Origin of the sequence: Pseudomonas inefficax, assembly GCF_032164165.1 — a bacterium.
Taxonomy (GTDB): Bacteria; Pseudomonadota; Gammaproteobacteria; order Pseudomonadales; family Pseudomonadaceae; genus Aquipseudomonas; species Aquipseudomonas inefficax.
Genome location: NZ_CP134401.1, coordinates 3,241,062 through 3,267,055, shown reverse-complemented (window position 1 = coordinate 3,267,055; position 25,994 = coordinate 3,241,062). Strand labels below are relative to the sequence as shown.

Annotated in this window: 23 protein-coding genes; 19 read left to right on the top strand and 4 right to left on the bottom strand. The window is 64.0% G+C overall.

The features are described from left to right. The first annotated feature begins 36 nt into the window (after positions 1 to 36). From RIN61_RS14670 to RIN61_RS14660, 3 genes are all read left to right on the top strand, one after another. Complete coding sequence (locus RIN61_RS14670; RefSeq protein WP_243432387.1) at positions 37 to 1,101, top strand: 2,3-butanediol dehydrogenase; 1,065 nt, start codon at positions 37 to 39, stop codon at positions 1,099 to 1,101. Between the two features lie 205 nt (positions 1,102 to 1,306). Beyond that, positions 1,307 to 3,040, top strand: a complete 1,734-nt coding sequence (locus tag RIN61_RS14665; protein WP_313852549.1) for a C13 family peptidase — start codon at positions 1,307 to 1,309, stop codon at positions 3,038 to 3,040. 27 nt (positions 3,041 to 3,067) lie between these two features. Next, positions 3,068 to 3,712, top strand: coding sequence for an oxidoreductase (locus RIN61_RS14660; RefSeq protein ID WP_112254122.1), 645 nt, complete (start codon positions 3,068 to 3,070; stop codon positions 3,710 to 3,712). Positions 3,713 to 3,821: 109 nt separating this feature from the next. On the opposite strand, the gene RIN61_RS14655 is transcribed toward RIN61_RS14660, so the two are convergent. The 4 genes from RIN61_RS14655 to RIN61_RS14640 all read right to left on the bottom strand — a co-directional run bounded on the left by RIN61_RS14655 (position 3,822) and on the right by RIN61_RS14640 (position 8,121). Next, positions 3,822 to 4,109, bottom strand: a complete 288-nt coding sequence (locus RIN61_RS14655) for a YceK/YidQ family lipoprotein (RefSeq protein ID WP_252378999.1) — start codon at positions 4,107 to 4,109, stop codon at positions 3,822 to 3,824. After that, positions 4,106 to 4,735, bottom strand: coding sequence for a flavin prenyltransferase UbiX (gene ubiX / locus RIN61_RS14650; protein WP_013970698.1), 630 nt, complete (start codon positions 4,733 to 4,735; stop codon positions 4,106 to 4,108). Before ubiX ends, RIN61_RS14655 begins: the two co-directional genes overlap by 4 nt. Next, positions 4,732 to 6,081, bottom strand: a complete 1,350-nt coding sequence (mpl, locus tag RIN61_RS14645; RefSeq protein WP_112254120.1) for a UDP-N-acetylmuramate:L-alanyl-gamma-D-glutamyl-meso-diaminopimelate ligase — start codon at positions 6,079 to 6,081, stop codon at positions 4,732 to 4,734. The genes ubiX and mpl overlap by 4 nt, the downstream gene beginning before the upstream one ends. A gap of 66 nt (positions 6,082 to 6,147) precedes the next feature. Continuing rightward, positions 6,148 to 8,121: a sigma-54-dependent Fis family transcriptional regulator gene (locus RIN61_RS14640; RefSeq protein ID WP_215521448.1), complete on the bottom strand. Its 1,974-nt coding sequence runs from the start codon at positions 8,119 to 8,121 to the stop codon at positions 6,148 to 6,150. Positions 8,122 to 8,376: 255 nt separating this feature from the next. Here RIN61_RS14640 and exaC point away from each other — a divergent pair, with 255 nt between their 5' ends. From exaC to RIN61_RS14560, 16 genes are all read left to right on the top strand, one after another. Next, complete coding sequence (exaC, locus tag RIN61_RS14635) at positions 8,377 to 9,897, top strand: acetaldehyde dehydrogenase ExaC (RefSeq protein WP_003257045.1); 1,521 nt, start codon at positions 8,377 to 8,379, stop codon at positions 9,895 to 9,897. Positions 9,898 to 10,123: 226 nt separating this feature from the next. After that, a complete protein-coding gene (eat, locus tag RIN61_RS14630; RefSeq protein WP_025337550.1) occupies positions 10,124 to 11,572 on the top strand; it encodes an ethanolamine permease in 1,449 nt (482 codons plus the stop codon). A 46-nt stretch (positions 11,573 to 11,618) separates the two neighbouring features. Then, complete coding sequence (locus tag RIN61_RS14625; RefSeq protein WP_112254117.1) at positions 11,619 to 13,013, top strand: ethanolamine ammonia-lyase subunit EutB; 1,395 nt, start codon at positions 11,619 to 11,621, stop codon at positions 13,011 to 13,013. Positions 13,014 to 13,021: 8 nt separating this feature from the next. Continuing rightward, entirely contained in the window at positions 13,022 to 13,840 is an 819-nt protein-coding gene (gene eutC, locus RIN61_RS14620; RefSeq protein WP_025337548.1) for an ethanolamine ammonia-lyase subunit EutC, read from the top strand. Positions 13,841 to 13,949: 109 nt separating this feature from the next. Beyond that, positions 13,950 to 14,408, top strand: a complete 459-nt coding sequence (locus tag RIN61_RS14615) for a GNAT family N-acetyltransferase (protein ID WP_003257044.1) — start codon at positions 13,950 to 13,952, stop codon at positions 14,406 to 14,408. Positions 14,409 to 14,656: 248 nt separating this feature from the next. Further along, positions 14,657 to 15,304: a DedA family protein gene (locus tag RIN61_RS14610; protein WP_025337547.1), complete on the top strand. Its 648-nt coding sequence runs from the start codon at positions 14,657 to 14,659 to the stop codon at positions 15,302 to 15,304. 9 nt (positions 15,305 to 15,313) lie between these two features. Then, complete coding sequence (locus RIN61_RS14605; protein ID WP_112254116.1) at positions 15,314 to 16,129, top strand: M90 family metallopeptidase; 816 nt, start codon at positions 15,314 to 15,316, stop codon at positions 16,127 to 16,129. A 93-nt stretch (positions 16,130 to 16,222) separates the two neighbouring features. Further along, positions 16,223 to 16,750, top strand: a complete 528-nt coding sequence (gene ppa, locus RIN61_RS14600; protein WP_003255365.1) for an inorganic diphosphatase — start codon at positions 16,223 to 16,225, stop codon at positions 16,748 to 16,750. 439 nt (positions 16,751 to 17,189) lie between these two features. Continuing rightward, positions 17,190 to 17,891, top strand: a complete 702-nt coding sequence (locus RIN61_RS14595; protein WP_112254115.1) for an XRE family transcriptional regulator — start codon at positions 17,190 to 17,192, stop codon at positions 17,889 to 17,891. A gap of 432 nt (positions 17,892 to 18,323) precedes the next feature. Then, entirely contained in the window at positions 18,324 to 19,475 is a 1,152-nt protein-coding gene (locus tag RIN61_RS14590) for an efflux RND transporter periplasmic adaptor subunit (protein WP_313852537.1), read from the top strand. After that, on the top strand, positions 19,472 to 20,158 hold the full coding sequence (locus tag RIN61_RS14585) for an ABC transporter ATP-binding protein (RefSeq protein ID WP_112254113.1): 687 nt from the start codon (positions 19,472 to 19,474) through the stop codon (positions 20,156 to 20,158). Before RIN61_RS14590 ends, RIN61_RS14585 begins: the two co-directional genes overlap by 4 nt. Further along, complete coding sequence (locus RIN61_RS14580) at positions 20,158 to 21,369, top strand: ABC transporter permease (protein WP_112254112.1); 1,212 nt, start codon at positions 20,158 to 20,160, stop codon at positions 21,367 to 21,369. Before RIN61_RS14585 ends, RIN61_RS14580 begins: the two co-directional genes overlap by 1 nt. Further along, on the top strand, positions 21,369 to 22,565 hold the full coding sequence (locus tag RIN61_RS14575; protein ID WP_112254111.1) for an ABC transporter permease: 1,197 nt from the start codon (positions 21,369 to 21,371) through the stop codon (positions 22,563 to 22,565). Before RIN61_RS14580 ends, RIN61_RS14575 begins: the two co-directional genes overlap by 1 nt. 380 nt (positions 22,566 to 22,945) lie before the next feature. Then, on the top strand, positions 22,946 to 24,691 hold the full coding sequence (locus RIN61_RS14570) for a copper resistance system multicopper oxidase (protein ID WP_112254110.1): 1,746 nt from the start codon (positions 22,946 to 22,948) through the stop codon (positions 24,689 to 24,691). Between the two features lie 14 nt (positions 24,692 to 24,705). Further along, on the top strand, positions 24,706 to 25,035 hold the full coding sequence (locus tag RIN61_RS14565) for a hypothetical protein (RefSeq protein WP_112254167.1): 330 nt from the start codon (positions 24,706 to 24,708) through the stop codon (positions 25,033 to 25,035). Next, positions 25,025 to 25,987 (top strand): copper resistance protein B, encoded by a 963-nt coding sequence (locus tag RIN61_RS14560; RefSeq protein ID WP_207878824.1) that lies wholly within the window; start codon positions 25,025 to 25,027, stop codon positions 25,985 to 25,987. The genes RIN61_RS14565 and RIN61_RS14560 overlap by 11 nt, the downstream gene beginning before the upstream one ends. Positions 25,988 to 25,994 lie beyond the last annotated feature (7 nt).

Sequence of the window (25,994 nt, the reverse complement as noted above, 5' to 3'; positions counted from 1 at the left end):
TGGAGAACAACAATGAATGACCTGAGCCACACCCACATGCGCGCCGCCGTCTGGCATGGCCGCAATGACATTCGCGTCGAACAGGTGCCCCTGCCGGCCGACCCTGCGCCCGGATGGGTGCAGATCAAGGTGGACTGGTGCGGCATCTGCGGCTCCGACCTGCACGAATACGTCGCCGGCCCGGTATTCATCCCGGTAGAGGCACCCCACCCGCTGACCGGCATCCAGGGCCAGTGCATCCTCGGCCACGAGTTCTGCGGCCAAATTGCCAAGCTGGGTGAAGGCGTGCAAGGTTTTGCCGTCGGTGACCCGGTGGCTGCGGACGCCTGCCAGCATTGCGGCACTTGCTACTACTGCACCCACGGCCTGTACAACATCTGCGAGCGCCTGGCCTTCACCGGCCTGATGAACAACGGCGCCTTTGCCGAACTGGTCAACGTGCCCGCCAACCTGCTGTACAAGCTGCCGCAGGGGTTTCCGGCGGAGGCCGGGGCGCTGATCGAGCCGCTGGCAGTGGGCATGCATGCGGTAAAGAAGGCCGGCAGCCTGCTTGGCCAGACAGTGGTGGTGGTCGGTGCCGGCACTATCGGCTTGTGCACCATCATGTGTGCCAAGGCGGCAGGCGCGGCGCAGGTGATCGCCCTGGAAATGTCCTCGGCGCGCAAGGCCAAGGCCAAAGAGGTGGGCGCCAGCGTGGTGCTGGACCCCAGCCAGTGCGACGCCCTGGCGGAAATCCGCAAGCTGACTGCCGGGCTGGGGGCGGATGTAAGTTTTGAATGCATCGGCAACAAGCACACGGCCAAGCTGGCCATCGACACCATCCGCAAGGCCGGCAAGTGCGTGCTGGTGGGGATATTCGAGGAGCCTAGCGAGTTCAACTTCTTCGAGCTGGTTTCCACCGAAAAGCAGGTACTGGGGGCGTTGGCCTACAACGGCGAGTTCGCCGATGTGATCGCTTTCATCGCTGACGGCAGGCTGGACATTCGCCCGCTGGTGACCGGGCGGATCGGGCTGGAGCAGATTGTCGAGCTGGGCTTCGAGGAATTGGTCAACAACAAGGAGGAGAATGTAAAGATCATCGTTTCGCCGGGCGTGCGCTGAGCCGCACAGGCAGCGCACAACCCTGTGGGAGCGGGCGCGCCCGCGAAGCAGGCGACTCGGTGCATGGCACCGGCTTCGCCGGTGTTCGCGGCTAAAGCCGCTCCCACAGGTATTGCGCAAAGCTGAAGTCCCACAAGGATCGCGTTCGCTGTTTCAGGATCCCATTCTGCGGCATACTCGGCAAACCTATTGCCCGGTTCTCGCCATGCGTCCACTGCTCCCCATCACCCTGGTCCTGCTGCTCGCCGCCTGCGGCGATGGCGAATCGCTGCTCCCGCCGGACGCGCGCCTGCCTGACGGCGGGCGGTACCGGGGGCAGGTGGTCGATGGCCTGCTGCAAGGCGAGGGGCGGATCGACTACCCCAACGGCAGCTGGTACGCCGGTACTTTCAAGGACGGCCAATGGCACGGCCAGGGCGAATGGCACGGCCGCAACGGCGAGGTGTACCGCGGCCAGTTCGCCGCAGGGCTATTCCAGGGGCTGGGTGAGCTGACCACCCCGGGCAGCCACTATGCGGGCACCTTCAGCCACGGCCGCCGCGACGGCGAAGGCACCCTCAAGCAAGCCGACCAGACCTACCGCGGCCAGTTCAAGGACGACCTGTACGAAGGCGCCGGCGAGCTGGAGCTGGCAGACGGCAGCCGCTACCAGGGCCTGTTCGCCAAGGGCAAGCCCAACGGTGCCGGGGTGCGCAGCGATGCCAGCGGCAACCAGTTCAGCGGCCACTTCATCAATGGCCAGCTGGAAGGCAGCGGCACCTACGACAGCGTCGACGGCGAGCAATACATCGGCGAGTTCAAGGACAACCGCCTCGAAGGCCGTGGCCGCTACGAAAATGCCGATGGTGATGTGTGGATCGGCGAATTCAAGGACGGCTCGCTGGTCGGCGAAGGCGAACTGCTGGGCAGCGATGGCAGCCACTACAAGGGCACCTTCGCCGACTGGCGCCTGTCGGGCCAGGGCAGCCTGCAGCTGGCAGACGGCAGCAAATACATCGGTGGCTTCCTCAACGATGCCTACCACGGTCAGGGCCGGCTGATTCTGGCCAACGGTAAGGTCGAAAGCGGCACCTGGAGCAACGGCGTGCGCGTGCGCGACCAGAACGGCAAGCTGTTGCCCGACCCGCTGGACCTGGCGTTGCTCAACCAGGGCCGTTTGCTCGACGAAGCGCTGGCCCGGGTACCGCGCTCGGCGCCATCGGTCCAGTTGTACAGCCTGGTAGTGGCCGGCGATGGCCAGCAGAGCGTGTTCCTGCGCGAAGCCGATTACGTCAGCAACATGCTCAAGGTACGCTTTGGCGCCCGCGGCCAAGTGACCTTGGTCAACCACCGCGACCACATGACCACCCGCCCCATGGCCACGCGTGAAAACCTTACTCGCGCCGCCCGCACTCTGGCCGAGCGCAGCGGCCCCGAAGACCTGGTGTTCATCTACCTCACCAGCCATGGCAGCCACGACCATCAGCTGGTGTTCGACCAGCCGCGCCTGCAGCTGGCCGACCTGTCCGCCGACGAACTGGCCAGTGCCCTGGCGCCGCTGAAGGACCGCGACAAGGTCATTGTCATATCCGCGTGCTATTCCGGGGGCTATATCGCCCCGCTCAAGGATGAGCGCACGCTGATCATGACCGCCGCCCGGGCCGACCGCGTTTCCTTCGGTTGCTCTGAAGAAGCCGACTTCACCTACTTTGGCGACGCCCTGTTCGCCGAAGCGCTGAATCAGACCGACGACCTTAAACAAGCGTTTGAACTGGCGCGCGCCAGCGTTGCCGAAAGAGAACAAAGGGAAGGTTTCGAGGCCTCCGAACCGCAGCTGTGGGCGCCGCCAAGCGTGCTGGAGCACTGGCAGCACCTGCGCCGGCAACAGGCCGAAGAAGCATTGCGTAACGCCGCACAGGCCGATGTGGGGGAACAGGCGCAAACGCCACCCAGCCACTAAGCTTGTGTGTAACAAGGGAGAGACATCATGTATTTGACGCCTCAGCATGTCCTGCTTGCCGGTGCCACGGGTCTGACAGGTGAACACCTGCTCGACCGCCTGCTCAACGAGCCCACCATCACCCGCGTCCTGGCGCCTACCCGCCGGCCACTGGCCGAGCACCCGCACCTGGAAAATCCGGTGGGTGACCCGGCGGTATTCCTGCCGCAGCTGGCCGGGCGGGTCGATATCGCCTATTGCTGCCTGGGTACCACGCTGAAGCAGGCTGGCTCAGAATCGGCTTTCCGCGCGGTGGATCTGGACATGGTCGTGGCATTCAGCAAGCGGGCCCGGGAGTTGGGCGCGCGGCATCTGCTGGTGGTCAGTGCGTTGGGCGCCGACCCGAAATCATCGATTTTCTACAACCGGGTCAAGGGCGAGATGGAAGAGGCACTCAAGGCGCAGGATTGGCCGCAGCTGACCATCGTGCGGCCGTCGTTGTTGCTGGGCGAACGGATTCAGCCACGGCTCAGTGAACGGCTGGCTTCGCCGTTTGCCAAGCTGATACCTGGGAAATATCGGGGGATCGAGGCTTGTACCCTGGCCCGGGCGCTGTGGCGGCTGGCGCTGGAGGAAGAGGACGGGGTGCGGATTGTGGAGTCGGATGAGTTGCGCAGGTTGGGCAAGAAGTAGGCTTTACCTGCCAGGGCCTCTTCGCGGGTAAACCCGCTCCCACAGGAGTTGCACCGATCTCAGGCCTGGTGCAGTACCTGTGGGAGCGGGTTTACCCGCGAAAGGGCCCTTACAGGCCACCGGTGGCCTGGAAGCCTACACCGGCTGCCGTGAGCAACGACAACGGCAACAACAGAGTATCGAGCAACATGCTCCCCGGCAGGTCCAGCCCCGGATACGCCGGCGCTTCAGCCCCATAATGATCCCGCGGGCAGCAGCCGCCATTGATCACATACAAGTCCAACCGGGTACCGGCATATACCACCGGCGCCCCGGGTTTGTTAGCATCCAGCGTGCGCACAGTGGCGCAGCCACCGAGCACCACCAGCGCCAGCAAGCCCGCCAGCGCTCGCTTCAATCATCCACCCCGAAGTGGTGCTCACCCCAGCGCGGCAACATGTCCTGGGGAATGTTCAGCAGGTTGAGAATGCGCGCCACCACGAAGTCGACCAGGTCGTCGATGGTCTGCGGCTGGTGGTAAAAGCCGGGCGCCGCCGGCAGGATCACCGCGCCCATCTGCGACAGCTTGAGCATGTTTTCCAGGTGGATGGTGGAGAACGGCGCCTCGCGCGGCACCAGGATCAACTGGCGACGTTCCTTGAGGGTAACGTCGGCAGCACGTTCGATCAGGTTGTTGCAGGCACCGGTGGCAATCGCCGACAAGGTGCCGGTGGAACAGGGCACCACCACCATCGCCGCCGGGGCGCCGGAGCCCGAGGCCACCGGCGACATCCAGTCTTCCTTGCCATACACGCGGATCTGCCCGTCGGCAGCGCCGGTATATTCGGTGAGGAAGGCCTGCATCGCCTGTGGCTTGGCCGGCAGCACCACGTCGGTCTCCGTGGCCATCACCAGTTGCGCGGCCTTGGAGATCAGGAAGTGCACCTCGCGGTCCTCACGCACCAGGCAGTCGAGCAGGCGCAGGCCATACTGGGCGCCAGAGGCACCCGTCATGGCCAGGGTGATGCGTTCCGGCCCGCTCACTTCAGTGCCTCGGCCAGCTTGCCGTGCAGGCCGCCGAAGCCGCCGTTGCTCATGATCACTACATGAGTGCCTGGGCGGGCCTGGCCCTTGACCCGCTCGATGATCGCTTCGAGGCTGTCGGCCACCACGCTGGGCACTTTGCATTGCGCGGCGGTGGCAGCCAGGTCCCAGCCAAGGTTGGCCGGGGCGTACCAGATCACCTGGTCGGCGTCGTTGACGCTTTCCGGCAGGCCGTCGCGGTGGGCACCGAGTTTCATCGAGTTGGAGCGCGGCTCGATCACGGCGATCACCGGGGCCTCGCCGACGCGCTTGCGCAGGCCGTCGAGGGTAGTGGCAATGGCGGTCGGGTGGTGGGCGAAGTCATCGTAGATGGTCACGCCCTGCACTTCGGCAACCTTCTCCATGCGCCGCTTGACGCTCTTGAAGGCGCTCAGGCCTTCGATGCCCATGGCAGGCACAACGCCTACATGACGCGCCGCTGCCAGGGTGGCCAGGGCGTTGGCGACGTTGTGCTGGCCAGTGAGTGCCCAATCCACCACGCCCTGCGCTTCGCCGTCGAACAGCACTTCGAAGCGCGAGCCGTCAGGGCTGAGCAGGCGAGCTTGCCACTGGCCACCTGCGCCGGTGGTTTGCACCGGGGTCCAGCAACCCATGCCGATCACCCGTTCCAGCGCCTGCTCGGTGGTGGGGTGGATGACCAGGCCTTCGCTGGGGATGGTGCGCACCAGGTGGTGGAACTGCCGTTCGATCGAGGCCAGGTCGGGGAAGATGTCCGCATGGTCGAACTCAAGGTTGTTGAGAATCGCCGTGCGCGGGTGGTAGTGGACGAACTTCGAGCGCTTGTCGAAGAAGGCGCTGTCGTACTCGTCGGCTTCGACCACGAAGAACGGCGTATCGCCCAGGCGCGCCGAAACCGAGAAGTTCTGCGGTACACCGCCGATCAGGAAGCCCGGGCTCATGCCGGCATGTTCAAGCACCCAGGCCAGCATGCTGCTGGTAGTGGTCTTGCCGTGGGTACCGGCAACGGCCAGCACCCAGCGGCCCTGCAACACGTGGTCGGCCAGCCACTGCGGGCCGGAAACATAAGGCAGGCCCTTGTTCAGCACGTACTCTACCGCCGGGTTGCCACGCGACATGGCGTTGCCGATGACCACCAGGTCTGGCGCCGGGTCCAGCTGGGCCGGGTCATAGCCTTGGGTCAGCTCGATGCCCTGGGCTTCGAGCTGGGTGCTCATCGGGGGATAGACGTTGGCGTCCGAGCCGGTGACGCGGTGGCCAAGTTCCTTGGCCAGCACCGCCAGCGAGCCCATGAAAGTGCCGCAAATACCGAGAATGTGAATATGCATGGTCGACCTCGCAAAACATCGAGGCAGGGTAGCCCAGGGCGCGACAAATCGCACCAGATGTTTCGCTCAGTCGGCCCTGGTAATGCCGTGTTTGCGCAGTTTTCGATACAAGGTATTGCGGCTGATGCCCAAGTGCTCGGCGACACGGGTGAGGTGCCAGTGTTTTGCCTGCAAGGTCGCCAGCAGTGCATGACGCTCGGCATCCTCCAACGCAGCTGGCCCTATCGCCGGCAAGCCGGCTCCCACAGGGTTTGCACAGGGCTTGAAGCCAGTGCCGTCAAGGTGGGAGCTGGCTTGCCGGCGATCGAGGGCGCAGCCCTCGCGAACAATGGCGGGGAGATCAGGGAACATGATCCGGGAGTCTTCGCAAAGTGCCACCAGGGTACGCAGCACGTTGCGCATCTGCCGCACGTTGCCCGGCCAGGCGAAGTCGAGCAGTGCCTGGCGCGCCCTCGGCTCGATATCGATCGGTTCTCCCTGTGCCTCCTGACGCAGCAGAAAGTCCAGCAACTGCGCCTTGTCACTGCGCTCGCGCACCGCCGGCAATGCTACCTCCAGGCCATTGAGGCGGTAATACAGGTCCTCGCGGAAAATGCCCTGCTCCACCCGTTCCAGCAGGTCACGGTGGGTAGCGCTGACGATGCGCACGTCAACCGCCTGCGGCTCGCCACCGATGGGCACCACCTGGCGTTCTTCCAGCACGCGCAGCAGGCGGGTTTGCAGGGCCAGTGGCATGTCGCCGATCTCGTCCAGCAGCAAGGTGCCGCCGTCGGCCTGCAGCAGCTTGCCGCGCATGCCCTCCTTGCGCGCACCGGTAAAGCTGCCGCCGCGGTAGCCGAACAGTTCGCTCTCGATCAGGCTCTCCGGTATCGAGGCACAGTTGATGGCGACGAACGGCTTGCCGCGCCGCTCGCTGGCCTGGTGCACGGCCTGGGCAAAGGCCTCCTTGCCGCAGCCGGTCTCGCCGCGCAGCAGCAGCGGCACATCGCGCTCGAACACCCGCACGCTGCGGCGGAAGTCGTTCTGCAAGGCCGGGTCGAGCAGGCAGACAAGCGGCTCCACTTCCCGCGCGGGTCGCGGCTGGGCAGCCGGCACCGACCACACCGGGGCGCGCGCCTGGCCACGCAGGCTGGCGAACACCTGGCGCCCGTCCAGGGTATGCAGCGGCCAGGCCGTGCTGCCGCCGGGCGTGGCGCGGCTGAACAGTTCGTCGTGGCTGCAAGCGAAAAAGCGTTCCAGCGGTTTGCCTAGCACGCCACCACGCACCGTGCCCAGCAGGTTCAGCGCGCTCTGGTTCGCGGCGCAGATACGCCCGTCACCGTCGAACGCCAGCAGGCCTTCGCTGAACAGGCCGACCGACTCGGCCTGCAGGTGAAAACGCAGCAGCCATTGCTGTTCGAAATGGCGCAGGAAGTAGCAGCTTTCGATCATCTTCGCCGACAGGTTGACCAGGGCCATGGTGTGGAACTGGCTCTGCCGGGAAACGTCGGGCCGTGCCGAAGACACATCCAGCACTGCCAGCAACTCGCCATGCGGGTCGAACACCGGGCTGGCCGAGCAGGTCAGGCCGGTGTGGCGACCACGGAAGTGCTCGTTCTGGTGAATGGTCAGCGCCTGGCGCTCGACCAGGCAAGTGCCAATGCCGTTGGTGCCCTCGCGCGCCTCGCTCCAGTCAGCGCCCAGCCACAGCCCGGCACGCTCGAAGCTGCGCCGCTCGGTCGGCGCGCTGACACAATTGAGGATCACCCCCCGGGCATCGGTCAGCAGCACCGCATGGCCGGCCCCGGAAAGCTGCTGGTGCAGGCTGTTCATTTCATGGTCGGCAATCTGCAGCACCTGGCGCAGGCGCTCGCGGCTTTCCAGCAGGCGCCCATGCTCGAGCACCACCGGGGCCTCGATCACCGACGGGTCGAGGTGGTAGTCCTCCAGGCAGCGCAGCCAGGAGCGGGCGATGGACGGGTCACTGCCGCCCTCCCCGGCGCCACCATGGGCGACGGTATGGACTTGCTGGGCATGGCGACTGAAATGATTGCTCTGCATTGTTGTAGTTCTCCGCAGATAGAGAGTCCCGCCAGCATCCTCCACCCGGGAGGGCTTTGCAATGCACCCTCCGGTTACGTGTCGCAAATGGCACAAAGTGTCACCCCCGCGCGTACCGGCGCTGGCACAGCGACGGTGGGCCAGGCCCCGGCAACCGAGCCAAGTCATTGATTTGCCTGGTGCTCGCAACGCTGGCCCAACCTTTGCTCTACGCTTTCCAACTCCCTAACAAACACAATAGCCAGGAGACACCCCATGCGTTACGCACATCCCGGTACCGAAGGCGCGAAGGTTTCCTTCAAGAGCCGCTACGGCAACTACATCGGTGGTGAGTTCGTTCCTCCGGTAAAGGGGCAGTACTTCGAAAATACCTCCCCGGTGAATGGCAAGCTGATCGCTGAATTCCCTCGCTCCACTGCCGAAGACATCGATAAAGCCCTGGATGCCGCCCACGCTGCGGCCGATGCCTGGGGCCGCACTTCAGTGCAGGACCGCTCCAACGTTCTGCTGAAGATCGCCGACCGTATCGAGCAGAACCTCGAACTGCTGGCCATTACCGAAACCTGGGACAACGGCAAGCCGATCCGCGAAACCCTCAATGCCGACATTCCGCTGGCGGTCGACCACTTCCGTTACTTCGCCGGCTGCATCCGCGCCCAGGAAGGCGGCGCCGCGGAAATCAACGAAGGCACCGTGGCCTATCACATCCACGAGCCGCTGGGCGTGGTCGGGCAGATCATCCCGTGGAACTTCCCGATCCTGATGGCCGCCTGGAAGCTCGCCCCGGCACTGGCCGCAGGCAACTGCGTGGTGCTCAAGCCGGCCGAACAGACCCCGCTGGGCATCACCGTGCTGCTGGAGGTGATCGGTGACCTGCTGCCAAAAGGCGTGCTCAACGTGGTGCAAGGCTATGGCCGCGAAGCCGGTGAAGCACTGGCCACCAGCAAGCGCATCGCCAAGATCGCCTTCACCGGCTCGACCCCGGTCGGCTCGCACATCATGAAATGCGCCGCCGAGAACATCATCCCTTCAACCGTCGAACTGGGCGGCAAATCGCCAAACGTGTATTTCGAAGACATCATGCAAGCCGAGCCAAGCTTCATCGAGAAGGCGGCCGAAGGCATGGTGCTGGCGTTCTTCAACCAGGGCGAGGTATGCACCTGCCCTTCCCGGGCACTGGTACAGGAGTCGATCTACCCGCAGTTCATGGAAGTGGTGATGAAGAAGGTGCTGCAGATCAAGCGCGGCGACCCACTGGACACCGACACCATGGTCGGCGCCCAGGCCTCGCAACAGCAGTTCGAGAAGATCCTGTCGTACCTCGACATCGCCCAGAAAGAAGGCGCCGAGCTGCTGACCGGCGGCAAGGTCGAGAAGCTGGAAGGCTCGCTGGCCACCGGTTACTACATCCAGCCGACCCTGCTCAAAGGCAACAACAAGATGCGCGTGTTCCAGGAAGAAATTTTCGGCCCGGTGGTCAGCGTCACCACCTTCAAGGACGAAGCCGAAGCCCTGGCAATCGCCAACGACACCGAGTTCGGCCTGGGTGCCGGCGTGTGGACGCGCGACATCAACCGTGCCTACCGCATGGGCCGGGGGATCAAGGCCGGGCGCGTGTGGACCAACTGCTACCACCTGTACCCGGCGCATGCCGCGTTCGGTGGCTACAAGAAGTCGGGGGTCGGGCGTGAGACGCACAAGATGATGCTCGACCACTATCAGCAGACCAAGAACCTGCTGGTGAGCTACGACATCAATCCGTTGGGCTTCTTCTAAACCGCGTCGCCTTCTTCGCGGGTAAACCCGCTCCCACAGGTACTGCGCCTGCTTAAGGTGCTGTACACCCCCTGTGGGAGCGGGTTCACCCGCGAAAAGGCCAGGCCTGCTTACACAAAACCCAGAGCGGCAACCGTGCACCAACCGCTCTGGCTCGCTTCCTGCAATACCCATCACCATCGGCCCGGAACCCGTCCGGCCACCAAGAAAAACAACAGGTGAATCTATGCCAAGCGATCACTCCGCCGGCTCGCCGGCAGGCTCTTCCGTCGACTTCGAAAAGGTCGGCTCGGACTATTTCCAGCAACGTGAACTGAAAAAAGGCGCCGCCGGCTGGGTCCTGCTGGTCGGCCTGGGCGTGGCCTACGTCATCTCTGGCGACTATGCCGGCTGGAACTTCGGCCTGGCCCAGGGCGGATGGGGCGGCATGTTCCTCGCCACGCTGCTGATGGCCACCATGTACCTGTGCATGTGCTTCTCGCTGGCCGAGCTGTCGTCGATGATCCCCACCGCAGGCGGCGGTTACGGCTTTGCCCGCAGCGCCTTCGGCCCTTGGGGCGGCTTCCTCACCGGGACGGCGATCCTCATCGAATACGCCATCGCCCCCGCCGCCATCGCAGTGTTCATCGGTGCCTACTGCCAGTCACTGTTCGGCATCGGCGGCTGGATGATCTACCTGGCGTTCTACATCGTGTTCATCGGCATCCACATCTTTGGCGTGGGAGAGGCGTTGAAGCTGATGTTCATCATCACCGCCATCGCCGCCATCGCCCTGGCCGTGTTCCTGGTGAGCATGGTGCCCCATTTTGATGCAGCCAACCTGTTCGACATCGCCAAAACGGACGCCGTGGGCGCCAGCAGCTTCCTGCCGTTCGGCTATGTCGGCGTGTGGGCGGCCATCCCCTACGCCATCTGGTTCTTCCTCGCCGTCGAGGGCGTGCCGCTGGCTGCCGAAGAGACCAAGAACCCCAAGCGTGACCTGCCACGCGGCCTGATCGGCGCCATGCTGGTGCTGCTGGCCTTCGCCCTGCTGATCCTGGTGGTCGGCCCTGGCGGCGCAGGCTCCGAAGCACTGAAAGCGTCCGGCAACCCACTGGTGGAAGCCTTGTCCAAGGCCTACGGCGGTAGCACCTGGATGGGCGGCTTCGTCAACCTGGTCGGCCTGGCCGGGCTGATCGCCAGCTTCTTCTCGATCATCTACGCCTACTCCCGGCAAATCTTCGCCCTGTCCCGCGCCGGTTACCTGCCGCGCAAACTGTCGGAAACCAACAAGAGCAAGGCCCCGGTACTGGCCCTGGTCATCCCCGGGATCATCGGCTTTGCCCTGTCGCTGACCGGCCAGGGTGACCTGCTGATCCTTGTGGCGGTGTTCGGCGCTACCCTGTCCTACGTGCTGATGATGGCCGCGCACATCACCCTGCGCATCCGCCGACCGAAGATGGAGCGCCCATACCGTACCCCCGGTGGCATCTTCACTTCGGGCCTGGCCCTGGTACTGGCTTGCATCGCTGTGGTCGCCGGTTTCCTGGTCGACCCAAGGGTGGTGATTGGCGCCGCAGTGATCTATGCGGTATTAATTGCCTACTTTGCTTTCTACAGCCGCCACCACTTGGTCGCGGGCACACCGGAAGAGGAATTCGCCGCGATCCAGAAGGCCGAAGAGGCCTTGCACTGATCGCCGCCACCCGCCGCGGGGCAACCCGCGGCTCTGGAGAGTCTGTATGGCAAGTTTCGTACACACGGTCGGCCATCTGGTCTACCGCTTCGACAGCCTCAAGGAAGTGATGGCCAAGGCCAGCCCCGCCCGCTCGGGGGACTACCTGGCGGGCGTGGCGGCCAGCAACGACGGCGAACGCGTCGCCGCGCAGATGGCCCTGGCCAATATCCCGCTGTCCCATTTTCTCAACGAAGCGCTGATTCCTTACGAAGAGGATGAAGTCACCCGCCTGATCCTCGACACTCACGATGCCCAGGCCTTCGCCCCGGTCAGCCACCTGACCGTAGGTGGCCTGCGCGACTGGCTGCTGAGCGAAGAGGCCGACGAGGCCAGCCTGCGCAGCCTGGCGCCCGGGCTGACGCCGGAAATGGCCGCAGCGGTGTCGAAGATCATGCGCGTGCAGGACCTGGTGCTGGTGGCACAAAAGATTCGCGTGGTCACCCGGTTCCGCGGCACCATGGGCCTGCGCGGGCGCCTGTCGACCCGGCTGCAGCCCAACCACCCGACCGACGAGCCGGCCGGCATCGCCGCCAGCATTCTCGACGGCCTGCTGTACGGCAACGGCGATGCCATGATCGGCATCAACCCGGCCACCGACAGCATCGCTTCGATCTGCGCCTTGCTGGAAATGCTCGACGCCATCATCCAGCGCTACGACATCCCCACCCAGGCCTGCGTGCTGACCCATGTCACCACCTCGATCGAGGCGATCAACCGTGGCGTGCCACTGGACCTGGTGTTCCAGTCCATCGCCGGCACCGAAGCGGCCAACGCCGGGTTCGGCATCAACCTGAACGTGCTGCAGGAAGGCTACGAAGCGGGCCTGTCGCTGCAACGCGGCAGCCTCGGGCAAAACCTGATGTACTTCGAAACCGGCCAGGGCAGCGCCCTGTCGGCCAACGCCCACCACGGCGTCGACCAGCAGACCTGTGAAACCCGCGCCTATGCCGTGGCCCGCCACTTCAAGCCGTTCCTGGTCAACACGGTGGTAGGTTTCATCGGCCCGGAGTACCTGTACAACGGCAAGCAGATCATCCGCGCCGGCCTCGAAGACCACTTCTGCGGCAAGCTGCTGGGCGTGCCGATGGGTTGCGACATCTGCTACACCAACCACGCCGAAGCCGACCAGGACGACATGGACACCCTGCTGACCCTGCTGGGCGTGGCCGGGATCAACTTCATCATGGGCATCCCCGGCTCCGACGACATCATGCTCAACTACCAGACCACCTCCTTCCACGACGCGCTGTACGCACGTCAGACCCTGGGCCTGAAGCCCGGGCCGGAATTCGAGGCATGGCTGGCCCGCACCGGCATCTTCACCCAGGCCGATGGCCGGGTGCGCTTTGGTGACAACCTGCCGCCGGCCTTCCGCCAGGCCTTGGCACAGCTTGCATAGGGATGACCATGGACCACCGCACGCCTACCCCCGACAACCCTTGGCTGGCCCTGCGCAACCTGACCCCGGCACGCATCGCCCTGGGCCGCACCGGCACCAGCCTTCCGACCGGGGCGCAACTGGACTTCCAGTTCGCCCATGCCCAGGCTCGCGACGCCGTGCACCTGGCCTTCGACCATGCTGGCCTGGCTACCCAGCTGAGTGACCGCGGGCGCGAAAGCCTGGTGTTGCACAGCGCCGCCAGCGACCGCAACCAGTACCTGCAACGCCCGGACCTGGGGCGACGGCTGAACGAAGATTCGGTTGCTGCGCTGCGCCAGCACGCCCAAGCCAACCCCGGCGGAGTCGACCTGGCCATCGTCGTCGCTGACGGCCTCTCGGCACTGGCCGTGCACCGTCACACCCTGCCCTTCCTGGCGCGCTTCGAGGAACAGGCCGCCGCCGACGGCTGGACCAGCGCCCCGGTGGTGCTGGTGCAGCAGGGCCGCGTGGCAGTGGCTGACGAGGTCGGTGAACTGCTGGGCGCACGGATGACAGTGATGCTGATCGGCGAACGCCCGGGGCTCAGTTCGCCCGACAGCCTTGGCCTGTATTTCACCTATGCACCGAAGGTCGGCCTGACCGATGCCTATCGCAACTGCATTTCCAATATCCGCCTGGAGGGGCTGAGCTATGGCATGGCGGCGCACCGCTTGCTGTACTTGATGCGCGAAGCCTGCCGGCGCCAGCTATCCGGGGTGAATCTGAAGGACGAAGCCGAGGTCCATAGCCTGGAGAGTGAACACAGCACCGGCCAGAAAGGTAACTTCCTGCTCGGCAAAGGGTAAAAAACATGTCACGGAAGGCGGATTGCACTCGCATCGCGCATTGGGCAGCATGCCCTTGAAAGCTGCAGGCAATCCGCTGTTTCCCCCTAATGGACTCTGAGGGCCGCACATGCGCATCATCAAGGCAACCCTGGAACACCTCGACCTGCTCACGCCGATGTTCGTCAAATACCGTGAGTTCTATGGGCAGCTACCCTACCCCGACAGCTCGCGCAGCTTCCTGGAAAAGCGCCTGAAGCGGGATGAGTCGGTGATCTACCTGGCGCTACCCGATGATGATGACGGCAAACTGCTGGGCTTCTGCCAGCTGTACCCGAGTTACTCGTCGCTGTCGCTGAAGCGGGTATGGATTCTCAACGATATCTATGTGGCCGAGGATTCGCGGCGCATGCTGGTGGCCGACCACCTGATGCGCGAGGCGAAGAAAATGGCCAAGGAAACCAACGCCGTGCGCATGCGGGTGTCGACCAGCGCGGACAATGAAGTAGCGCACAAGACTTACGAATCCATCGGGTTTCGTGAGGATAACGAGTTCAAGAGCTACATCCTGCCGATCAGCCAGGATTGACCGTTCCGACCTCTTCGCGGGTAAACCCGCTCCCACAGTGATAGCAACGCATCTGAAATCGGTGCTGTACCTGTGGGAGCGGGTTCACCCGCGAAGAGGCCGGCACAGGAATACCCCTCCCGTAACCCCCCGCTACAAACTCCCCGGGCATGTTCCTGACTTAGCCGTATAATGGCCCACCTGTCATGTGTGAAAATTTACCCATCGCCAGGTAACCGAGCCTACGCCCAAGAACACAGGTGCTGTACATGGATTTCAACCCGCTGGACCTTATCCTGCATCTCGATGCCTACCTCGATCTGCTGGTCACCAACTACGGTCCTTGGATCTACGCCATCCTCTTCACCGTGATCTTCTGTGAAACCGGGCTGGTGGTCATGCCCTTCCTGCCCGGCGATTCGCTGCTGTTCATTGCCGGCGCCGTAGCCGCCGGTGGCGGCATGGACCCGTTGCTGCTGGCCGGCCTGCTGATGGCCGCCGCAATCCTCGGCGACAGCACCAACTACGTGATCGGCCGCACGGCCGGCGAGCGGTTGTTCAACAACCCCAACTCGAAGATCTTCCGTCGCGATTACCTGCAACGTACCCACGACTTCTATGAACGCCACGGCGGCAAGACCGTGACCATGGCGCGCTTCCTGCCCATCCTGCGCACCTTTGCACCCTTCGTCGCCGGCATCGCCCACATGCACTACCCGCGCTTCCTCGGCTTCAGCGTCGCCGGTTCGCTGCTGTGGGTCGGCGGCCTGGTGACCCTGGGCTACTTCTTCGGCAACGTGCCGTTCATCAAGCAGCACCTGTCGCTGATGGTGGTGGGGATCATCATCCTGTCGCTGGTGCCGATGATCCTCGGCCTGCTGCGTGGCCGCCTGGGCCGCACGGCCAAGGCGCACTGAAACCTGCCGATGTGGTCGTTCAGCGCCTGGCGGCGCAAGCGCACCCTGGCGCGCTACCCCATCGCCCCCCAGCAATGGCAGGCCGTGCGCGAGCGCCTGCCGATGCTGGACGGCATCACCGACGAAGAGGACCGCTGGCTGCGTGAAGCCTGCATCCTGTTCCTGCTCGACAAGCACCTCACCTGCCTGCCCGGCGTCGACCCGGACGACGAGCAGCGCCTGGTGCTGGCCGCCCAGGCGCAGTTGCCGCTGCTGCACCTGGGCGAGCTGAACTGGTACCAGGGTTTCCACGAAATCATCCTCTACCCCGACGACTTCAAGAGCCCCCAGCGCCACCGCGATGCCAGTGGCGTGGAGCACGTATGGGACGGCGAGCACAGCGGCGAGGCCTGGCAGCAGGGCCCGATCATCCTTGCCTGGAACGGCGTGCTGGCCAGTGGCGGCTGGGAAGCCTACAACCTGGTCATCCATGAACTGGCGCACAAGCTCGACATGCTCAATGGCGACGCCAACGGCCTGCCGCCGCTGCACAGCGGCATGCCTGTGGATGAATGGGCAACCGCCATGCAACAGGCCTATGACGACCTCAACCGCCAGCTGGACGCCAACCCCGACGCCGAAACCGCCATCGACCCGTATGCTGCGGAGAACCCCGCGGAGTTCTTTGCCGTAACCAGCGAGTACTTCTTTAGTGCTCCCGACCTGCTGCAACAGGCTTATCCACAGGTCTACCGCCAGTTGTCGCTGTTCTACCGCCAGGACCCGCTGGCGCGCCTGTGCCGGCTGCAGGCCGAACACCCGCAATACCGCGAAAGCCACGCCTGACGGGGCCGCACATCAGGCCAGGCGTGGCATGCCCATGCAGAATGTGCCTATAATCGCCGCCACTTTTTTGGTCAAACACGGGGGCACTGCCCAATGAGCTACAGCAAGATTCCGGCGGGCAAAGACCTGCCGAACGACATCTACGTCGCCATCGAGATCCCGGCCAACCACGCGCCGATCAAATACGAGATCGACAAGGACAGCGATACCCTGTTCGTCGACCGTTTCATGGCTACCCCGATGTTCTACCCAGCCAACTACGGCTTCATCCCGAACACCCTGGCCGATGACGGTGATCCGCTGGACGTGCTGGTCGTTACCCCTTACCCGGTAGCCCCAGGTTCGGTTATCCGCGCCCGTCCGGTCGGCGTACTGAACATGACCGACGACGGCGGCGGCGACGCCAAGGTCATCGCTGTTCCTCACGACAAGCTGTCGCAGCTGTACGTCGACGTGAAGGAATACACCGACCTGCCAGCCCTGCTGATCCAGCAGATCGAACACTTCTTTGCCAACTACAAAGATCTCGAGAAGGGCAAGTGGGTCAAGATCGAAGGCTGGGAAGGCGCTGATGCCGCCCGTGCCGCGATCACCAAATCGGTTGCCGCCTACAAGGGCTGATACCGGTTGCATGAAGAACCCCGCCTTGGCGGGGTTTTTTTATGCCTGATGGATGGTTGGCTTCGCCACCCGTTGTAAAGACGGATTGTGGGGGCGCCCGCTCTCATAGAACTACACATAACTCATTGAATTAGCAGGGACACTGTGGGAGCGGCTTTAGCCGCGAACACCGGCGAAGCCGGTGCCATGCACCGCGTTGGGTTCTTCGCGGCTGAAGCCGCTCCCACAGGTACGCAGACCGCTTGCGAATTCAGTTCTCTGTGCGACAGCGCAGCCCAAAGGGCTGGGTGATCTCACACAGGAACCGTGCACTTGCTTGGGAGAGTAAAAAATCCTACGCAATCCTACTCCAACGCCCTACAAACAGGCGCTTTTCACACAACGCCCGTCAACATCCGGTTCATATCCTTGCTGGCACACCGCCGCTACACTCGCCGCCATGAACACATCTGGCGACCGACTCAAAGCCCTCCTCCACGAATGTGGCCTGACCCCTTCCGATTTCGCCGCCCAGCGCCGCGTTACTCCCCAGCACGTCAACAACTGGTTCAAGCGCGGCGTACCCCTGGCCCGGCTGGACGAAATGGCCGACTTGTTCTGCGTGCATCGCCGCTGGTTGCGCACCGGCGAAGGCCCCAAACACCACAGCCCGATCCTGCGCAACAGCCCGCCAGGGCCGCCGCCCGCCAACCCACACACGCCGCTGTCGGCGCAAGGCGGCCGGGCACGCAAGGTGCCGTTTTACGAAATGCACAACGGCCTGCTGTCGCCCGTGGTCGGCAAACACCTGTGCCTGCCCGCAAAATCCCTGAAAGGGTTGGGTGTGCAGGCCTGTAACGCCATATGCCTGGCCATGCCCGCCAGCAACATGACCCCGCTGATTCCGCTCCAGGCCATCCTCGCCGTCGACCTGGGCATGACCCAGGTGGTCGAGGGCGAAACCTATGCCCTGTTGCACAACGGTGTGCTGAGGGTGAACAACCTCAGCCTCGGCCAGCACGACACGCTGTACCTGCACAGCCATGATCGGCGCAACTACGCGGTCGAACGTTACACCGCCGCCCAGCGCCAGACACAGGGGCTGGAAATCCTGGGCTGGGTGTTCCACTGGTCACATTTCCGCCAGCAACGGCCTGGCTGAAACAACCTGTGCCATTTTTTGCTGGGCATCCTGCGCGCGCCCTTGTATGCTACGCCGCACATTCAGCCCCGGCCGGCGCAAGCCGCGTTCCAGAGGGCTCGGCGATATCCCACACGGGCATCTGCCATCTCTTTCAGGCCCTTGATGGCCACACAGTTAAGGCGATTGCGGCTTACCATAAATTAGTCGGAAGCGTCCCCGAGAAGCCGGCCACAAGCCGGCTTTTTAATGCCCGCCATTCTCATCCCCTGAAACTTTCTGCAGTCTTCCCATGGCCTGAAATCGCCGCTGCGTGAGCGAAAAAAATCTCATTCGCCATTTATATGACGCTAGACTAACGATCATCCGTAAATCGTCGGATAAATGACGTTTCGCATGGTGCTTTCACCCTCCTGGATCTAGGCTCAAGCCATATGGGAGGAGGTGTAGTCCATGCGCAAATTATTGATTGGCTCGTCGATCCTGGCTTGTCTCGTGGTGTTGGGCGGCTGGTTGAGTCGACCGCAGCCGTTGCCGGTCAGACTACTGGAGGTCGAGCGAGGGCCGGTGGAGACGGTGGTAGCCAACACGCGCGCGGGTACGCTGAAGTCCTGTCGACGCTCGCACCTGTCCTTCAATGTCGGAGGTCAGGTTGCCGAGTTGCTGGTCAGCGAGGGCCAACGGGTCCAGCCGGATCAGGTGCTCATGCGCCTGCGGCAGGACGAGCAACAAGCCAGGCTACAGGAGGCCGAAGCGCGGCTGGAGGCCCAGCGCAACACCCGCGAACAGCGCTGCCAGCAAGCTCTTCTGGACCGGCGCGACCTTGATCGCCTGGGCCAGTTGGCCGACCGCAAGTTGATTGCCGCCGATCGCCTCGACCAGGCCGCAACCAAGGCCAACCTGGCGAAGCTGATGTGCAGTGCCAGTGCCGTGCTGATCCGCGAGGCCGACGCCAGCCTGCAGTTGCAGCGTTCGCTGCTGGAACAGACGACCCTGCGTGCGCCATTCGCCGGCATCGTCGCAGAAATCAACGGCGAGCTCGGCGAGTTCGTCACCCCTTCACCGCCGGGTATTCCCACGCCGCCGGCAGTCGACCTGATCGACGACAGCTGCCTGTATGTAGAGGCACCGATCGATGAGGTGGACGCTGCCCGCGTTCACCCCGGCACAGCCGTACGGATCAGCCTGGATGCCTTCCGTGGCCAGCATTTCACCGGGCGCGTCAGCCGCATCGCGCCCTATGTGCGCGAACTGGAGAAGCAGGCGCGCACCGTCGATGTCGAGGTGCGCTTCGACAAGCCGCCAGCAGACCTGGCCCTGCTGACCGGCTATAGCGCCGATGTCGAGATCCTTCTGGAGCAGCACGCAGGGGCCCTGCGCATCCCCACCGAGACCCTGCTGGAGGGGCAGCGTGTGCTGCGTTATGACCCGAGCGCCCGGGTGTTGCGCGAGGTGCAGGTGCAAACCGGGCTGAGCAACTGGCGCTGGACCGAGGTACTAGCAGGGCTGGACGAGGACGCACGTATAGTCGCCAGCCACGAACAGGAAGGGCTCAAGGATACCGTGGCGGTGATCCCGGTGGATGCTGCGGAGACCGAGAAATGATCCGCCTGCGCGGCGGTAGCCGCAGCTTCCAGCTGGGCGAACAGCAGGTGATGGGCCTGGACGGCCTGGACCTGGACATCGCCGCTGGCGACTACATGGCGGTGATGGGCCCGTCGGGCTCGGGCAAGTCGACCTTGCTCAACATCCTCGGCCTGCTCGACGCGCCGAGCGCCGGCGAATACTGGCTGCAAGGCGAGGCCACTGCGGCGCTGAGCGAGGCGCGCCGCGCCCAGTTGCGCAGCCGGCTGATAGGTTTCGTGTTCCAGTCCTACCACCTGATCGCACGGCTGACGGTGCTGGAAAACATCGAGCTGCCGATGGTTCTCGCCGGCATCGGTGCGGCACAACGGCGCAAGCGCAGCAGCCAGTTGGTGGCACGCCTGGGGCTGGGCGAGCGCATTGCCCATCGCCCGGCCGAGCTGTCCGGTGGCCAGCGCCAGCGCGTCGCGATCGCCCGGGCGATGGCCATGCAACCGGCGCTGCTGTTGGCCGACGAGCCCACCGGCAATCTCGATAGCCAGGCCGGCGCAGAGGTTTTCAGCCTGCTGGAAGAGCTCAATGGCGAGGGCCTGACCCTTATAGTGGTGACCCACGACGCCAGCCTGGGCGCCCGCGCACAGCGCCAGCTACACATGCGTGACGGGCGCATCCACAGTATTGCGCCGCAGCGGGCGCTGGCCTGATGCGCGCTGCCGATGCCCTGGGCTTCTGGCTCGGCGCCTTGCGTGGGCATCGCTCGCGCAGCCTGATGCTACTGCTGGCCATCGCTATCGGGGTGGTCGCGGTCAACCTTCTCACCGGTCTCGGCGCGGGGGCACGGGCCTTCGTCCTGAACGAGTTCTCGCTGCTCGGGCGCGACATACTCATTGTTTTCCCGGGGCGCAAGGAAACCACGGGGCGAATGCCGCCGCTCACCGGGCTGACGCCGCACGAGTTGACCTTGCAGGATGTCCAGGCCATCACCCGGTTGCCGGGCATACGCCGGGTCGCGCCGCAGCAGGCCGGGCAGCTGGAGGTGATAGTCGGCAACCGCAACCGTGAGGTACTGGCTCTGGGCACCACCCGGGACTTCTTCGCCATTCGTCAATTGACGGTCGTCCAGGGCCAACCCCTGCCGACGCTGGACCCGGGGCAGGCCGAAGCCGTCTGTGTGATCGGCGGCAAACTCCGACGCGAACTGTTCGGGGCTCGCCCGGCCTTGGGTGAATGGTTGCGCGCCGGTGACCGGCGCTTCCGGGTGGTTGGCATTCTCGGTGAGCGGGGCGAATCGCTGGGGATGGATTTCGCCGAAATGGTGATCATCCCGGTGGCCAGTGCCCAGGCCTTGTTCAATAGCGAGGGGTTGTCGCGGGTGTTTGTCGAAGTGCATGGTCCGAGCTTTCTCGACCGTAGCAAGCGGCTGATACTCGCCGCGCTCAAGGAGCGCCACGAGGGTGAGGAGGACATTACCCTGGTCAGCCAGGACAGCCTGCTCAGCGCCTTCGACCAGATACTCGCGGTGCTGACCCTGGCGGTAGCCGGCATCGCCGCGATCAGCCTGCTGGTGGCTGGCATCCTGATCATGAACGTGACCTGGATTGCAGTGAGCCAGCGCAGCGCCGAGATCGGCCTGCTCAAAGCCATAGGCGTGACGGCGGCGCAACTGCGCCTGCTGTTCCTTGGCGAGGCAGCGCTGCTGGCCCTGACAGGGGCGCTGGCAGGGCTGCTGCTGGCCGAAACCTTGCTCTGGCTGGGGCGCCTGGCGTTCGATCTGCCGCTCTATGCCCCCTGGTGGGCGCGGGCGGGTGCCGTGCTGCTGGCACTCGGCACGGCGCTGCTGTTCGCCTGGCTGCCGGCCGCTCGGGCCTCGGCACTGGAGCCGGTGGCAGCGCTACGCCCACCGGGGGCGCACTGATGCGCTGGCAAGATGGTTTGCGGCTGACCAGCTCGGCGCTGACCTGCCGCCCGCTGCGCAGCCTGCTGACCCTGCTCGGGGTAGCGATCGGCATAGCCGCCGTGGCGCTGCTCACGGCCATAGGCGAAGGCGTGCGCGGCTATGTGCTGGAGAACTTCTCGCAGTTTGGCACGCGGATCATCACCGTGCGCCCGGGCAAGACCCAGACCAGCGGCCTCGGCGGCCTGCTTGGCAGCGTGCGGCCACTGACCATCAGTGACACCGACGCCCTGCGGCGCTTGCCGCATGTCGAGGCGGCGGTGCCGATCATTCAGGGCAGCGGGAATATCCAGTTCGGTCAACTGAGCCGGCGCAGCGACATTCTCGGTGGCGGCCATCAGATGGCGCAGGCCTGGCGCATGCAACTGAGCCTGGGCGAGTTCCTGCCCCCGGCGCGTGACGGCCGTTCGCCGCCCTATGTGGTGCTCGGCCATCAGCTGCGTACCGAGCTGTTCGGGGCGCGCAACCCGCTGGGTGAGCTGATCCGTGTCGGCGGCGTGCGTTTCCGGGTGATCGGCGTGATGGCGGAGAAAGGCCAGTTGCTCGGCTTCAACCTCGACGATGTCGCCTACATCCCGGTTGACTGGGCGCAAAGCCTGTTCAACCGCACCGGTGTGGTCAAAGCCCATGTGGTGTTTGGCGCAGGTACCACTTCACGGGCGTTGAGCCGGCAGATTCGCGAAGTGCTCGGCGAACGACACGGCGTTGAGGACTTCAGCCTGACCACCCAGGACGACATGCTGCGCAGCTTCAACCGCGTTCTCGGCACCCTGAGCCTGGCCATTGGTGCCTTGGGGGGCATTTCGCTGCTGGTCGGCGCCGTCGGCATTCTCACCATCATGACAACCACTGTGGGCGAGCGCACGGCAGAAATCGGCCTGTTGCGGGCGATTGGCGCCAGCCCGCGGCAGGTACTTGGGTTGTTTCTGGCTGAAGCGACGCTGCTGTCCCTGGCTGGTGGCTTGCTCGGCCTGCTGTTAATGGGCCTGCTGCTGGGGCTACTGCACCTGGCCATGCCGAGCCTGCCCCTGGCGCTGCAACCGCTGTTTCTGCTGCTGGCACTCCTGCTGGCGGCGGTGCTCGGCATTCTCGCCGGCCTGGCCCCGGCCGTGCGGGCGGCCCGCTTGCATCCGGTGGCGGCGCTGCGCATCGAGTAGCGGCCAGGCCAAATAGCCCCTTGATGGGGCTGCTTTGCAGCCCTTCGCGGGCACGCCCGCTCCCACAGAATACATAACCCAAAGATTTCGCAGGGCACTGTGGGAGCGGGTTTATCGAAGCGTCGAACCGCCGCGAACACCGGCAAAGCCGGTGCCATACACCGCATCGCATTCTTCGCGGGTGAACCCGCTCCCACAGGGTGCGCGGCGTGCTTGCTGAACTCGACCCACCGCAAGCTGACAGAAAAGTAATCTGAACCTCAGCCAGCTGACAGCGCAGACCCGCTAGCGTTAAGGAAGATGGTGGGGCTTCTCGCCCCCCGAGCTGGCATTCAACCGCCCGAACAACAGCAACTTTTCGACTGACTGGACGCAACGGCATGCAAAGCAAAACCACCAGACGCTCCTTCGTCAAAGGCCTGGCCGCTACCGGACTGCTTGGCGGGCTGGGCATGTGGCGCGCACCGGTCTGGGCCGTGACCAGCCCCGGCCAACCGAACGTGCTGAGCGGCACCGACTTCGACCTCTACATCGGTGAGCTGCCGGTCAACATTACCGGCGCTGCGCGCACAGCAATGGCAATCAATGGCTCCATTCCCGGGCCCATCCTGCGCTGGCGCGAAGGCGACACCGTCACGCTGCGTGTGCGCAACCGCTTGCAGCAGGACACCTCCATCCACTGGCACGGCATCATCCTGCCGGCGAACATGGACGGCGTGCCGGGCCTGAGCTTCCATGGCATCGCGCCCGACGGCATGTACGAGTACAAGTTCAAGGTCCAGCAGAATGGCACCTACTGGTACCACAGCCACTCCGGTTTCCAGGAGCAGGTCGGGGTGTATGGTGCTCTGGTCATCGATGCGAAAGAGCCTGAGCCGTTCACCTATGACCGCGATTACGTGGTCATGCTCAGCGACTGGACGGATGAAGACCCTGCACGGGTGCTGTCCAAGCTCAAGAAGCAGTCCGACTACTACAACTACCACAAGCGCACGGTGGGTGATTTCGTCAACGATGTGAGCGAGATGGGCTGGTCCGCCGCGGTAGCCGACCGCAAGATGTGGGCCGAGATGAAAATGAGCCCCACCGATCTCGCCGATGTGAGCGGCTACACCTACACCTACCTGATGAACGGCCAGGCCCCGGACGGTAACTGGACGGGGGTGTTCAAGCCGGGCGAGAAAATTCGTCTGCGCTTCATCAACGGCTCGGCAATGACGTATTTCGATGTGCGAATTCCCGGCCTGAAGATGACCGTTGTCGCAGCGGACGGGCAGCATGTCAAACCCGTTGCGGTCGACGAGTTCCGCATCGCCGTCGCCGAAACCTACGATGTCATCGTCGAGCCCGAAAGCGAGCAGGCTTACACCATCTTCGCTCAATCCATGGACCGTACCGGGTATTCCAGGGGCACCCTGGCCGTTCGCGAAGGCTTGCAAGCCCCTGTTCCAGCTGTTGACCCACGGCCGACCATTTCCATGAGCGATATGGGCATGGACCATGGCGGCATGAGCGGCATGGACCACGGCAGCATGGCTGGCATGGATCACGGTGACATGGCCGGCATGGACCATGGCGACATGGCTGGCACCAGCGCGCCCATGCAGAGCCACCCAGCCTCCGAGACGGACAACCCCCTGGTCGACATGCAGACGATGACCCCGACGCCAAAACTGGGCGATCCGGGCATCGGCCTGCGCGACAACGGCCGCCGTGTACTGACCTATGCAGACCTGCGCAGCACCTTCCCGGACCCGGACGGCCGCGCGCCAGGTCGCACAATCGAACTGCACCTCACCGGTCACATGGAAAAGTTCGCCTGGTCGTTTGACGGCATCAAGTTTTCCGATGCCGAGCCTCTGCGCCTCAAGTATGGCGAGCGCCTGCGCATCACCCTGGTCAACGACACCATGATGACTCACCCCATCCACCTACATGGCATGTGGAGCGACCTGGAGGATGAGAACGGCAACTTCATGGTGCGCAAACACACAATCGACATGCCGCCTGGCTCGAAACGAAGCTATCGCGTCACGGCAGACGCCTTGGGGCGTTGGGCCTATCACTGTCACCTGCTGTTCCACATGGAAATGGGCATGTTCCGCGAAGTTCGTGTGGACGAATGAACTGGAGATCCGAGATGAACAAACCAATGAAACGAAGCGCGTTTTTCCTTTCTGCAGTAATGGCGGGCCTGTTCACCGTTTATGCCCCGTCGTCGTGGTCCGGCGACAACAATCAGCAGCCTGCCGATGCCGCAAAAGCCAAGAGCACCCAAGGCATGGACCATGGTGCGATGAAGGGCATGGATCACGGCGCCATGAAAGGGATGGATCACGGCTCGATGAAAGGTATGGACCATGGCGCCATGAAGGGTATGGACCATGGCTCGATGCAAGGCATGGACCACGACAAGATGATGGAATCGCATGGCCGCGACAAAGCTAAGGCAGGGAAAGATGCTCAATAGCCTGGCACGACCATCGCTGCTGGCATTGACCGTGTCGCTCAGCGCGCTGGGTGCCACGCCCAGCTTCGCTGCTGAAGAAATGGACCATTCGATGATGGACCACGGCAAGATGAATCATGGCAGCATGCAGGGCATGGAACATGGCGCCATGGATCATGGAGCTATGGATCATGGAGCTATGGACCATGGCGCTATGGATCACTCGACAATGAACCACGGCTCGGCGGATACGCCGACGACCAGCCGTACCCCGATCCCGGTGCTGACCGATGCCGACCGCCAGGCGGCCTTCCCCCCGCTGGGCGGGCATCATGTGCATGACAGCGCGATCAACAGCTTCTTTCTGCTGGATCAGCTCGAGTACCAGGATGCCGATGAAGGCAGCACGCTGGCCTGGGATGCCTCTGGCTGGATAGGCGGCGATATCAACCGGCTGTGGATCCGCTCCGAAGGCGAACGTACCAACGGTGTCACCGAGGATGCCGAATTGCAGTTGCTGTACGGCCGCTCGATCAGCCCGTGGTGGGATGTGGTTGCCGGGGTGCGCCAGGACCTCAAGCCTGAATCCCCACAGACCTGGGCGGCGTTCGGTATCCAGGGCATGGCGCTTTACGACTTCGAAGCCGAGGCTACCGCGTTCATTGGCGAAAACGGCCAGACTGCCGCCCGCCTGGAAGGCGACTACGACATTCTGCTGACCAACCGCCTGATCCTGCAGCCGACCGCTGAAGCCAATTTCTATGGCAAGAACGACCCGGAGCGCGGTGTGGGCTCGGGCCTTGCCAATACCGAAGTCGGGCTGCGCCTGCGCTACGAAATTGTCCGCCAGTTCGCCCCCTACATCGGCATCACCTGGAACCGCTCCTACGGCAAAACCGCCGATTTCATCCGCGACGAGGGTGGTGATGTGGATGAAGCGCGTTTCGTTGCCGGTATCCGCATGTGGTTTTGAGAACCAG